Annotated in this window: 10 protein-coding genes; 2 read left to right on the top strand and 8 right to left on the bottom strand. The window is 64.1% G+C overall.

The genetic code is table 11. The features are described 5' to 3' along the window. Positions 1-26: 26 nt before the first annotated feature. From NGM99_RS18125 to NGM99_RS18105, 5 genes are all read right to left on the bottom strand, one after another. Positions 27-347, bottom strand: a complete 321-nt coding sequence (locus tag NGM99_RS18125) for a hypothetical protein (protein ID WP_252821498.1) — start codon at positions 345-347, stop codon at positions 27-29. A gap of 158 nt (positions 348-505) precedes the next feature. After that, on the bottom strand, positions 506-916 hold the full coding sequence (locus NGM99_RS18120; RefSeq protein WP_252821496.1) for a (deoxy)nucleoside triphosphate pyrophosphohydrolase: 411 nt from the start codon (positions 914-916) through the stop codon (positions 506-508). Further along, positions 913-1,713, bottom strand: a complete 801-nt coding sequence (locus tag NGM99_RS18115; protein ID WP_252821494.1) for a GNAT family N-acetyltransferase — start codon at positions 1,711-1,713, stop codon at positions 913-915. Before NGM99_RS18115 ends, NGM99_RS18120 begins: the two co-directional genes overlap by 4 nt. Beyond that, entirely contained in the window at positions 1,694-2,926 is a 1,233-nt protein-coding gene (gene argJ / locus NGM99_RS18110; protein WP_252821492.1) for a bifunctional glutamate N-acetyltransferase/amino-acid acetyltransferase ArgJ, read from the bottom strand. The genes NGM99_RS18115 and argJ overlap by 20 nt, the downstream gene beginning before the upstream one ends. Positions 2,927-3,026: 100 nt before the next feature. Next, positions 3,027-3,998 (bottom strand): peptidylprolyl isomerase, encoded by a 972-nt coding sequence (locus NGM99_RS18105; RefSeq protein WP_252821490.1) that lies wholly within the window; start codon positions 3,996-3,998, stop codon positions 3,027-3,029. A gap of 304 nt (positions 3,999-4,302) precedes the next feature. Here NGM99_RS18105 and secA point away from each other — a divergent pair, with 304 nt between their 5' ends. Continuing rightward, positions 4,303-7,041, top strand: coding sequence for a preprotein translocase subunit SecA (gene secA, locus NGM99_RS18100; RefSeq protein WP_252821487.1), 2,739 nt, complete (start codon positions 4,303-4,305; stop codon positions 7,039-7,041). A 343-nt stretch (positions 7,042-7,384) separates the two neighbouring features. Further along, positions 7,385-7,672: a GIY-YIG nuclease family protein gene (locus NGM99_RS18095; RefSeq protein ID WP_252821485.1), complete on the top strand. Its 288-nt coding sequence runs from the start codon at positions 7,385-7,387 to the stop codon at positions 7,670-7,672. A 250-nt stretch (positions 7,673-7,922) separates the two neighbouring features. Here NGM99_RS18095 and NGM99_RS18090 read toward each other — a convergent pair whose 3' ends face one another. From NGM99_RS18090 to lptM, 3 genes are all read right to left on the bottom strand, one after another. Next, entirely contained in the window at positions 7,923-10,514 is a 2,592-nt protein-coding gene (locus NGM99_RS18090; protein WP_252821483.1) for a TIGR02302 family protein, read from the bottom strand. Positions 10,515-10,643: 129 nt separating this feature from the next. Next, positions 10,644-11,912: a diaminopimelate decarboxylase gene (gene lysA / locus NGM99_RS18085; protein ID WP_252821482.1), complete on the bottom strand. Its 1,269-nt coding sequence runs from the start codon at positions 11,910-11,912 to the stop codon at positions 10,644-10,646. A 7-nt stretch (positions 11,913-11,919) separates the two neighbouring features. Continuing rightward, positions 11,920-12,129, bottom strand: coding sequence for an LPS translocon maturation chaperone LptM (lptM, locus tag NGM99_RS18080; protein WP_252821480.1), 210 nt, complete (start codon positions 12,127-12,129; stop codon positions 11,920-11,922). Positions 12,130-12,134: the final 5 nt, after the last annotated feature.

Raw genomic sequence — 12,134 nt, 5'->3', positions numbered from 1 at the left:
AGGTTAAGATCCGCGCGGTGATTCGATCAGCAATCGCCGGAACGCGTTCCATCCGCATTGATCCGGCAGATCCCGTCGGGCGAAGACTGCAGCACGCTGCGCCGCAGCGTATAGGAGGGCTTCGGATCGCCCTTCGTGACGGACCCTGTCGCCATCATATCGAGCGGCTGGCTGCCGGGAAGGTTCATGGCGAGCCGAGGATTCTTGTCCACGACCGGTACGATCAAGAGCGTGAGCGCAACCGCAACGGACGAGAAAAGCAGGGTGGCACGCAGGATGCCAAAACCGGCTTCCGCCAAGGGAGAGCGGCGAGGGACTTTCACATAATCCCACTCGTTTGCCTTCACGCCCCAACTCCGCCTGCTGTGTCGTTTCTCGATGTGTTTCAATTACGCAGGACTCTCCTAACGCTGCCTTAAGCATGGCGTTAAGCATGAGGCGGATGAAGGATTTGCCCACGCTACGGGCTGGCTGAGACGCGCCATGGGACGACCGGCTTAGCCGTTCAAAGCAGATCCTCGAGAAACGGGATCAGCGGTTCATCCGCAGGCGGCATCGGCCAGTCCCGCAGCCGGTTCGCACGGACCCACTTCAACGCCTGCCCTTCACGCGACTGCGGCGTGTTCTCGAACCGGCGGCACACGAAAAGCGGCATCAAGAGGTTGAAACGCTCATAAGCATGGCTCGCGAAAGTCAGCGGCGCGAGGCAGGCGACCTTGGTCACCACGCCGAGTTCCTCATAGAGTTCGCGGATCACCGTTTCTTCCGGCGTTTCGCCCGGCTCGACCTTGCCGCCGGGAAACTCCCACAGCCCTGCCAGCGACTTGCCCTCGGGCCTTTGCGCGATCAGCACGCGGTTGTCGCTGTCCACCAGCGCGCAGGCGGCGACGAGAAGGAGCGGTTTGGGATCACTCACGGCGTGGGCGGCCGGCGGTAATGGTAGCGATAAAGCTCGGAAAAGCCGAGCGAGCGGTAGAGATTGACGGCCGGCTCATTCTCGGCGCCGACCTGCAGCCAGGCCTGACGCGCGCCCCGGCCGAGCGCCCATTTCAGCGCTGAGGTCACGATGCGCCGCCCGAAGCCCTTGCCACGTTCCGATGGTGCGGTCGCAACCTCGAACAGCCCGGCCAGATCGCCGTCATGCACGCAGACGGTCGCAGCGACCGCCTTTGCGTCGCTTTCCAGCACGAACAGCCCGGCTTCCGCCGGCACGGCCTGGATCACGCCACCCAACGCCGCCATGAGGCTGCGCGGCATCTCGTTGATCGACAGAAGCGACTGCGTGAAGCGCTCCACATCCTTGAGCGGGATCTGGTCGAGCGCGTGCTCGACCACGCTGCCTTCGAGATCGCAATGCATGACGAGCGACTCGTCGAAGGCCTGCCAACCTTGGGCGTCGAGATAGGCGGTGATCTTGTCGCCTGCGAGCGGCGAGATGCGAAAGGTCAGCGGCTGGTCGATCTCGGCGAAGCTCGACCGCGCTTTTTCGATGCGCGACGAGATGTCGAAATGGTCGCCCGGATCGAGCGGGTTGATGGAATTGAGCCGCTTGGCCGGATGCCCCGGTGTCAGCCGCATCAGCCACGCGCCATCATAATGCGCGGAGGCCGCCGGCCATGCACGGAAGCCAGCCGCCTCGAAGCGGCGGACGGTGGCAAGGACCGGTAAAGGAGCTTCAGGCGTCATCAATGGGTCAGGAACGGTAGTCGCCATTGATGGCAACATATTCCTTGGTGAGGTCGCAGGTCCACACCCGCGCCTTGCCCTCGCCCAGACCGATATCCGCCCGGATCCTGATCTGCTCGCCCTTCATATAGGCCGAGGTCGCCTCTTCCGAATAATCGGGGTCGCGCTCGCCCTCATGCGCAAGACGATGTGGCCCGAACCAGATAGCCAACCGGTCGCGGTCGGCGGGCTCTCCGGCCTTGCCGACGGCCATCACCACGCGGCCCCAATTCGCATCCTCGCCGGCAACCGCCGTCTTCACCAGCGGCGAGTTGGCGATCGAAAGCGCGATGCGCTTGGCCGAGCGATCGTCGGATGCGCCCGTCACCTCGATCTCGATCTCCTTGCGTGCGCCCTCGCCATCGCGGACGACCTGAACTGCCAGATCGTGCAGCACCTCGCCAAGGGCGGCGCGGAAGGCTTCGAGCTTCGGGTCGCCGGCATCCGTGATCCGCGCATTGCCGGCCTTGCCGGTCGCGAACAGAAGCAGGGTGTCGCTGGTCGATGTATCGCTATCGACCGTCACTGCATTGAACGTTGTCTCCACACTGGACGACAGCAGGGCTTGCAGCACAGGCGCGGCGACCGCCGCATCGGTCGCGACGAAGCTCAGCATGGTCGCCATGTCGGGCGCGATCATGCCGGCGCCTTTGGCGATACCGTTGATCGTCACCGTTGCGCCATTGAGCGCAACCTGACGCGTCGCGACTTTCGGATAGGTGTCGGTGGTCATGATGGCGGCAGCCGCTTCCGCCCAAGCCCCGCCCTTGGCCTCCTTTGCCAGGCCGCCCAGCAGATGGCCGAACTTGTTCGCATCGAGCGGTTCGCCGATGACACCCGTCGAAGCGAGGAAGATTTCGTCCGCACTGCAGCCCACGGCTTGAGCCGCCATCTCGCCCGTTGCCCGCGTCGTTTCACGGCCCTTCTTGCCGGTGAACGCGTTGGCATTGCCGGAATTGACCACCAGAGCACGCGCGCGGCCCCCACCCAGATTGGCGCGGCAGAAATCGACCGGAGCGGAAGGGCATTTGGAGCGGGTGAAGACGCCAGCGACCTCGGTGCCCTCGTCGAACACCATCAGGAGAAGGTCGGTGCGGTTCTTGTACTTGATGCCGGCTTGGGCGGTGGCGATGCCCACGCCGTCGAGTGCGGGCATGGCGGGCACGGATTTCGGGGCGAGCGGCGAAACGGAAGCGGACATCGGTTCTCTTGATGAAGTGAAAACGGATGTCCGCCCGATTGCCCCGTTTGGCCCCCGCGCGCAAGGCGGTTCGCGCGCGGAGCCGAACTTAGTTGAGGGCTTACTGCTGCGCGGGCTGCTCGCCGCCGTCAGCCGGCGAGTCGGTCGCGCGGTCGGCCTGATCGACGGCCGCCTTCAGCGCGGGGTCGGCGATGTCCACCTTGGCTTCGCCGCGCACCTGCTTGACCAGCGCGAAATATTTCTCGCGCAGGAGGATCGAGCGGACCTGCTCCTTGACCTGTTCGAAGGCCGGCGGCTGCTGCACGCGCTTGTCCTCGACCTTGATCACGTGCCAGCCGAACTGCGACTGCACGGGCGTCTTGGTATAGGAGCCGGGCTCGAGCGCCATGGCGGCGGTTTCGAATTCGGGCACCATGCGGCCGGGGCCGAACCAGCCAAGATCGCCGCCCGTGGTCTTGCCGCTCGGATCGGTGGTCTTCTCGTTGGCGAGGTCCTCGAACTTCTTGCCGCCGTCGAGCTCCTTGATGATGGCCTCGGCCTCTTCCTTGGTGTTCACCAGGATGTGGCGGGCGTGCACCTCGTTGACGGGCGGCGTGTTCGCGATTTCCTGATCGTAGCGAGCGCGGATCTCCTGATCGGTCACCTTCTTCGCGACTTCCGACTCGACCAATGCGGTATGCAGCGCACGGTCACGCAGGAAGGCCATGCGCGCTTCGAATTGCGGGTCCTTGTCGAGACCCTTCTTCACCGCGTCGCCCGCGAGCAGCTTGATCTCGATCACGGCCGAAAGGGCCGCACCGCGCTTGGCCTCCGGCGGCAACTGCGCGAATTGCTGGTCGAGGTCCTGCTCCGCAAGTTGAAGATCGCCTTCCGTGATCTGCTGGCCGTTGACGGTGGCGACCATTGCCTTCGGATCGACGGGCTTCGCCGGTGCGGCCGGTGCCGCAGGCTTGGCAGGCGCCGGGGCGTCCTGCGCCATCACGGGCGCAACCGCCGCGGCGCTCAGGCCGAGCGCCAGCGCGCAGGTGGCAAAACGAAGCCGCGTTGAGGCGCGGGAAAGCGTGAAGTGCATCGGCAATTTCTCCGATCGGGCTTGAAGGAAAGAGGGGATGTCGAAAGGTCGGACGAGTTGATCAGTCGGGCGTCCGCATGGCTCTCGTGCCCGGAACCGGGCTCTGGCGCGGGATCAGCGGCCTCCAGCGCCACGTTGACATCGCATGGGGGCCCTCTTATCTCTCCAACGCTTCTGCGTCCAGACGCGTTTTCGTGACGCGCCCCGTGGCGCATCCCCTTGTTTTCCCGCCTGTTGGAGCCCTCGTCTGGCAGGTGGCAGCGTTGTTGCCAGCCCTTGGCGCAGTGAATGAAAGGACCATTCGATGGTCAGTTTTGGCGGCCTCGCCCGCGCGATCTTCGGCACTTCCAACGACCGCCGTGTGAAGGGCCTTCGCCCCCGTGTCGAGGAAATCAACCGATTGGAGCCCGAATATGCCGCGCTTTCCAACGAAGCGCTCCAGAACAAGACCGTCGAATTCCGTAAGCAGCTTGCCGAAGGCGTGCCGCTTGACGACCTTGTGATCCCCGCTTTCGCCACCGTGCGCGAGGCCTCCAAGCGCGTGCTCGGCATGCGTCCCTTCGACGTCCAGCTGATGGGCGGCATGGTGCTCGACGGCGGCAACATCGCCGAAATGCGGACGGGCGAAGGCAAGACGCTGGTCGCGACGCTCCCCGTCTATCTCAACGCGCTCGAAGGCAAGGGCGTCCACGCGGTCACCGTCAACGACTACCTCGCCAGGCGCGACGCCGAATGGATGGGCCGCCTTTACCGCTTCCTGGGGCTTTCCACCGGCATCATCGTTCATGGCATGAGCGACGAGGAACGCCGCGCCGCCTACGCCTGCGACATCACCTATGCCACCAACAACGAGTTGGGCTTCGACTATCTGCGCGACAACATGAAGTATGATCTGGGCCAGATGGTCCAGCGCGGGCACAACTTCGCCATCGTCGACGAGGTGGACTCGATTCTGGTCGATGAGGCCCGCACGCCGCTCATCATCTCCGGTCCGCTCGAGGACCGTTCGGAGATGTACAACACGGTCGACGCCTTCATCCTCCAGTTGCAGCCCGAGGACTACGAGATCGACGAGAAGCAGCGTACCGCGATCTTCACCGAAGATGGCACGGAAAAGGTCGAGAACCTGCTGCGCGACGCGGATCTGCTCAAGGGTGAGTCGCTCTACGACGTCGAGAACGTCGCCATGGTCCACCATGTCAACAACGCGCTGAAAGCGCATCGCCTGTTCCAGCGCGACAAGGACTACATCGTCCGCAATGGCGAGATCGTCATCATCGACGAATTCACCGGTCGCATGATGCCCGGCCGCCGCTTCTCCGAGGGCCTGCATCAGGCGCTGGAAGCCAAGGAACACGTGCAGATCCAGCCCGAGAACCAGACGCTCGCCTCGATCACATTCCAGAACTATTTCCGCATGTACAAGAAGCTCGCCGGCATGACCGGTACGGCTTCCACGGAAGCCGAGGAGTTCGGCAACATTTACGGCCTCGGCGTCACCGAAGTGCCGACCAACCTCCCCGTTCAGCGTATCGATGAGGACGACGAGGTCTATCGCACGGTCGAGGAGAAGTACCGCGCCATCGTGCGCGAAATCCGCACGGCTGCCGAAAAGCGCCAGCCGATCCTGGTCGGCACGACCTCGATCGAAAAGTCGGAATTGCTGGCCGACCGGCTGCGCAAGGAGGGCATGACCAACTTCCAGGTGCTGAACGCCCGCCATCACGAGCAGGAAGCCTCCATCGTGGCCCAGGCCGGCGTGCCGGGTGCCGTGACGATCGCCACCAACATGGCGGGCCGCGGCACCGACATCCAGCTCGGCGGCAATGCCGACATGCGCATAGCACAAGAGTTGGGCGACATGCCCGAAGGCCCCGAGCGCGAGGCGCGCGAGGCCGAAATCCGCGCCGACATCGCGCGCCTCAAGCAGGAAGCGCTCGCCGCCGGCGGCCTCTACGTGCTCGCCACCGAGCGCCACGAGTCGCGCCGCATCGACAATCAGCTGCGTGGCCGTTCGGGCCGCCAGGGCGATCCCGGCCGCTCGAAGTTCTACCTCTCGCTTCAGGACGACCTGATGCGCATCTTCGGCTCCGAGCGCATGGATTCCATGCTCCAGAAGCTCGGCCTCAAGGAAGACGAGGCCATCATCCATCCCTGGATCAACAAGGCTCTGGAAAAGGCGCAGAAGAAGGTCGAGGCGCGCAACTTCGACATCCGCAAGAACCTGCTGAAATACGACGACGTGCAGAACGACCAGCGCAAGGTGGTCTTCGAGCAGCGCATCGAACTGATGCAGGGCGAGAACCTTTCCGAGACGGTCGCCGAGATGCGCAACGACGTGATCGACGAGATGGTCGCGAAGTTCATCCCCGAAACCGCCTATGCCGAGCAGTGGGACACGGCGGGCCTCAAGGAAGAGGTGGCGACCACGCTCAACCTCGACCTTCCCATCGAGCAGTGGGCGGCCGAGGAAGGCATCGCCGAGGACGACATCACCAACCGCATCCGCGAGGCAGCCGATGCCGCTGCCGCCGACCGCGCCGGCCGCTTCGGCCCCGATGTGATGGCCTATGTCGAACGCTCGATCCTGCTTCAGACGCTGGACGGGTTGTGGCGCGAGCATCTGGTCAATCTCGACCATCTGCGCTCCGTGGTCGGCTTCCGCGGCTATGCCCAGCGCGATCCGCTCAACGAGTACAAGTCGGAATCCTTCGAGCTCTTCCAAGCCATGCTCGGCAATCTCCGCCAGGCCGTCACCGCCCAGATGATGCGCGTCGAACTGGTGCGCGAGGCAGCCGAGGCCCCGCCGCTCGAAGCACCGGAAGTGGAAGGCCACCACTGGGACGCAACCACCGGCGACGATGATTTCGGCGACGAGTTCGGCGGCGCCCAGCTCGCCACGGCGCGCGAAGACACGCGCACGGTTGCTCCCGAAGACCGCGACCCGAACACCCCCCAAAGCTGGGGCCGCGTCGGCCGCAACGAAATGTGCCCGTGTGGGTCAGGCCGGAAATACAAGCACTGCCACGGCGCGTTCGCCTGAGGCAGTTTTAGCGGAAGAGAAAACTCCCGGTCATTGGCCGGGAGTTTTTGTTTTGGGAGTCAGCCTATTCGCCATACAGGCTACCAGCGGCATCCAGGTAGATGAACACAGACCCCCGACTTGGCCACCTCCGTCACGGCTTGGATTCTCGGCTCAAGGCCGAGAATGACGAAGGGAAAGAGGGAGAAGCGAACCTTCAACCCTGGCGACTGCCATCAACCTACCCCCACGCACTTCGTCATTCTCGGGCTTGACCCGAGAATCCAAGCCGTGACGGTGGAGAAGTGCCGGCTAGGTAGAATTCGGTGCGATCAGTAGCGTATTTAACTGCTAGCCTCGCACCATGACCGGCTACGTCTACATGACCGCCAGCCAGAAGCGCGGCACGATCTATATCGGGGTCACCAACGACCTTTCCCGCCGTATGTTCGAACATCGCAGTGAACGCGGTTCGCGCTTCGCATCGCGCTACAATGTATTCCGGCTCGTCTGGTACGAGGAGCATTTCGACATCCGCGATGCGATCCAGCGAGAAACATCCCTCAAGCGCTGGCGGCGGGAATGGAAGATCGAGTTGATCGAAGCCATGAACCCGGACTGGCAGGAGTTGATGCGCGGAATAGGGTGGTAGGCCGGCGCTATTCGACATCCCCCCGCGAAGCTGGTGAGGGCGCGGCATGGATTCTCGGGTCAAGCCCGAGAATGACGAGGAGCGTGGGGACCGGTCGGTGTTAATAACGAACGTCGAAGGTGAGGCGTTTCGTCTTTCCCTTCGTCATTCTCGGGCTCGACCCGAGAATCCATACCGTAACCTCACCAAAAGAGTCGGGGCCGTAAAACATCTTTATCCGCGAGAATGACGGCACGGATACTGAGCCCCCTCACCGCATCTGCAGCAGCCGCTCCAGGTAACTCCGCTCCAGTTCCGGCGACAGCGCGTCGCCCAGACGCTTGCGGATCGCATCCAGAATGCGCCGTGCGCGCTGCACATCGATCTCATCTGGCACCTCGACGGAGTTGCCGAGATCGGGCCCGGTCGTGGCACGCGGACGGCCGAGGGGGTCGCGGTCGCTGCTTTGCTGGCGGCCGCCCTGTTCGGAACCGCCCTCCTCGCCCTGCTGGGCCTGCATCATCTGCTGCATCATGTCCTGCGCACCGCGGCGAAGAGCTTCGAGTGCGCGGCCTTGTGAGCCGACCGCATTCTCGCCGTCACCCTGACCGAGCGATTCGCCGGCCTGCCCCATTTCGCGCCCCGCCTCGCCAAAGCCTTCGCCCGGCTGCATGCCCTGGCCTTCCATGCCCTTCTGCAGAGCCTCGAGCTCCTGCTGCAGCTTGTTCTGGCCCTCCTGGAGGTTCTTGAGCGCCTCGGCGAACTCTTGCGGGGTCATGGGACGACCCTGACCCTGCCCTTGTTCCCCTTGTTGCCCCTGGCCCTGTTTGCCCTGCTGGCCGGGCTGCTGGCCCTCACCGTTCTGGCCCTGCTGCTGCTCGCCTTGCTGACCTTCGCCCTGCTGCCCCTGCTGCATTCGGAAGGTCTCGTTCATCATTTCCTGCTGGCGTCGCATGATGTCGCCGAGCTTGTTCATCTGCTCCTGCATGGCGTTGTTCTGCTGCCCCTGCTGGCCTTGCTGCGGGCGCGCCATCTGGAGATTGTTCATCATCTCCTGAAGCTGCGAGAGAAGTTCCTGCGCGGCATCGCGATTGCCGGACTTCGCCAGATCCTCCATCTGCTTCATCATGCGGTCGAGATCCTGCGGGCGAAGCTCCTGGGCGTTGGGCATCGCCTGCTGCATCTGCGGGTTCTTCTGCGCCTGCTGGGCGAATTCGCGCATGAACTCGTTCATCGCCTGACGCAGCTCTTTCATGAGCTTGTCGATCTCCTCGTCGGACGCGCCATTCTCCAACGCCTCCTTCAAGGCCTCCTGCGCCTTGGCAAGTCGCTTCTGAGCCTCCGACAGGTCGCCCTGCTCGATGGTGTTCGCCACCGCCCAGAGATAGTCTACTACCTCGCGCAACTGATCGTCGGTCTGAGCGAGTTCCAGCCGCGTACGCGCGCTGACGACCGCGAGATAGTTGGACGGATTGTCGAACGTATCCTCGGGCCGAAGCGTGATCGCATCCATCAGCTCCAAGGCCTGATCCTTGGCATTCGCATCCATGCCGATCATCTTGCGCTGCTCGATGATGGCGCGCGCGAGCGGGTTGGCGAAGACATGCTCGGGCAGCACGATCTCCTTAACCTCGGACGAGCCCTCCTGGTTCGCAGCATCCGTGGCGTGAAGCGTGAGCTTCACCGTGCTGCCGGCCCAGACATGCTCGGTCAAATCGCGCGCAGCCTTCGCGGTCGGTGCCTTAGCGCCCCGGCGCGGCAGGCCGAGCGGCATTTCGGGCTCACCATAGAGTGGGCGCGCGTCTTCAGCCGGCTCCTCGCTCAGGGTGAAGTCGGACTTGGCGCCCGTCGCGCCATAGTCGTCCTTGATCTCGTAGGCGAGTTCCAGCGTGCCGTTCGCCGCCCGCTTGGGCTCGGCGGTGAAACGGATCTCCGGCGCTTGATCACGCTTCACCGCGAAGCGCCAAGTGCGAAGCGTGTCCGATCCATCGCGCAGGATCAGCGACGCATCGCTTTCGAGCACCCCTTCGAACTGCTTCGAGGTCACAGCCGCGCTTTGCGCCAGCTGTGCGCCTTCCGGCTTCTTCTCGGCAACAGGTTTCGCCCCTCGCCCGTTCTCGTCGATCTCCAGCACCTCCTTGCCCGACCCGCCGGTCACACGCAGGGTGACGACGCTTTTTTCGGGTACGGAGAAATTCTGCGCCTGAGCCTGCGAGGGGTCGGACAGAAAGATGGGAGCGGCACCCGTATAGTCGGGCGGTGTCACCCAGGCATCGATGCGTGGCGGAACGGTTTCGAGTGCTGCCGGCACGCGGAAGGCATCGCCCAGCCGCCCGCCCAGGGGACCGAAGGAAAAGGCGAAAGCCGCAACGGCTGCCAGCACCACGACCGCGCGCAGGCCCCAAGGGTCGCGCTCGGCCACGCGCGTGCGCAACCCGTCGCCGCGCAGTTCCGCAAGCCGCGCCGCCATGCGCCGCTGATGCTCGCGCCACAGCGCCTGCGCGAAAGGGTCGTCGCCGGCCGCACTCGGCCGGTCCTGCTGCACCAGAACGGGCGTGTGCGGAAGCGCGTTGGACGCCTCGATGCGGCGGTCCACCTCGCCGCTTGTCGGCTTCGCGAAGAAGCGCAGCGGACAAAGGCTGGCCAGAAGACCGAACAGGAAGGCGGCAACCGTGGCAACCCGGCCCCAATCAGGCATCGTGCGCAACAAGCCGGACCACGCGACCGCGAGAAAAGCCAGAATCACGAGCAATGCGGGCAGCAGAAGCGGCCAGATACGTTCCGCGATCATCGTCGCGCGGGTGATCTTACGCCTGCGGCGCAAGGTTGCGGGGGGTCGGTTCTGGCCGGTCGCCTCGGTCATGAGCCCTCTTTCGGTGCGGGAAAGATTTCGCCGCAGTTCCGAACGCAAAACCGCTGCGCACTTTTGCCGGAACGGGTCTACACTACCAGCAAAGGCGGCGAAGGCGAGGCCGCCTTCGAAAACGTGAACTTAAGTGGTTTCAAGCCATGGCGGCAGGCGGTCGAGCCCGATCAGGTCTTCATAGGAAGGCCGCGGACGCACCACGTGGAACTGGTCGCCCTTCACCAGCACTTCCGGAACCAAAAGCCGCGAATTATAGGTGCCGGCCTGCACTGCGCCATAGGCACCTGCCGTGCCCACCGCCACCAGATCTCCCGGTCCCATGCGCGACAGGCTGCGGTCGAGCCCCAGCACGTCGCCCGTTTCGCAGACCGGTCCCACCACATCGACGCGGATCGGCTCGGCCTCGCCCAGCACCACCGGGCGGATCTCGTGATAGGCGTCATAAAGCGTGGGGCGGATGAGGTCGTTCATCGCCGCGTCCACGATCAGGAAATTCTTGGCTTCGCCTTCCTTGAGATAGATCACGGAAGACACCAGAATGCCCGCATTGCCCGCGATCAGCCGGCCCGGCTCGATGACGACCTTGAGCCCCAAGGGCTCCATATGCTTGCGCACGACGGCCGCATAATCCTGCGGCTCGGGCGGCGGGTTGTTGTCCTGCCGATAAGGGATGCCCAGGCCGCCACCGAGATCGACATGGCGGATGTCGTGCCCCTCTCCGCGCAAGGTGCCGACGAGTTCGACCAGCACGCGAAACGCGTCGTCGAAAGGCTGCAGCTCGGTGATCTGGCTGCCGATATGGGTGTCGATGCCGACCGCCTCCACGCCCGGCAGGCTCGCCACCCGCGCATAAACGCGGCGCGCTTCGCCGAACGGAATGCCGAATTTGTTCTCGGCCTTGCCAGTCGAAATCTTCGCATGTGTCCGCGCATCCACATCCGGGTTGATGCGGATCGAGACCGGCGCGACGAGGCCGAGTGCCGTCGCGCGGGCTGAAAGCAGTTCGAGCTCCGGCTCGGACTCGACATTGAAACAGTGGATGCCTTCGAGCAGCGCATAGTCCATCTCGCGCGCGGTCTTGCCCACGCCCGAGAACACGATCTTTTCCGCCGGAATGCCGGCCGCCCGCGCGCGGCGCAGTTCACCTTCCGACACCACGTCGGCCCCCGCCCCGAGCTTCGCGAGCGTCGAAAGCACGGCCTGGTTGGAATTGGCCTTCAGCGCATAGCAAACGGTGGCGTCGAGCCCCTTCAGCGCCTCGGAGAAGACCCTGAAATGCCGCGTGAGTGTCGCGTCCGAATAGCAGTAGAATGGCGTGCCCACGGCTTCCGCGATGGTCGGCAAGGCCACGTCTTCGGCATGGAGCACGCCGTCACGATACTGGAAATGGTTCACGGTCGTCTCAGATCAGCGGATCGAGGATGAACTTTCGATCGGTCACGGGCTTTTTCGGCTCGGGTGGCACAGGCTGGTTGTTCTGCTGCGCATCTTTACGGGCCTGGACCGCCGCGTCGTAGGGCGTGTCGAGATCGCCCTTGCGGCCGCATCCCGAAAGCATCACGGCCGAAAGCCCTGTCGCGAGAATGATTGAAACGAGCTTGCCGGCCGCCATCTGCT

This window comes from Mesorhizobium liriopis, from assembly GCF_024053505.1.
Lineage (GTDB): Bacteria > Pseudomonadota > Alphaproteobacteria > Rhizobiales > Rhizobiaceae > Mesorhizobium_B > Mesorhizobium_B liriopis.
Note: the sequence above shows the minus strand (reverse complement) of the source record. Positions and strands in the feature narration are given on the sequence as shown.

Excerpts from the sequence above, each read along its gene's own strand:
- NGM99_RS18105 (WP_252821490.1), bottom strand. The coding sequence starts at position 3,998 with ATGCACTTCACGCTTTCCCGCGCCTCAACGCGGCTTCGTTTTGCCACC.
- NGM99_RS18095 (WP_252821485.1), top strand. The coding sequence starts at position 7,385 with ATGACCGGCTACGTCTACATGACCGCCAGCCAGAAGCGCGGCACGATC.
- NGM99_RS18090 (WP_252821483.1), bottom strand. The coding sequence starts at position 10,514 with ATGACCGAGGCGACCGGCCAGAACCGACCCCCCGCAACCTTGCGCCGC.
- argJ (WP_252821492.1), bottom strand. The coding sequence starts at position 2,926 with ATGTCCGCTTCCGTTTCGCCGCTCGCCCCGAAATCCGTGCCCGCCATG.
- secA (WP_252821487.1), top strand. The coding sequence starts at position 4,303 with ATGGTCAGTTTTGGCGGCCTCGCCCGCGCGATCTTCGGCACTTCCAAC.
- lptM (WP_252821480.1), bottom strand. The coding sequence starts at position 12,129 with ATGGCGGCCGGCAAGCTCGTTTCAATCATTCTCGCGACAGGGCTTTCG.
- NGM99_RS18115 (WP_252821494.1), bottom strand. The coding sequence starts at position 1,713 with ATGGCGACTACCGTTCCTGACCCATTGATGACGCCTGAAGCTCCTTTA.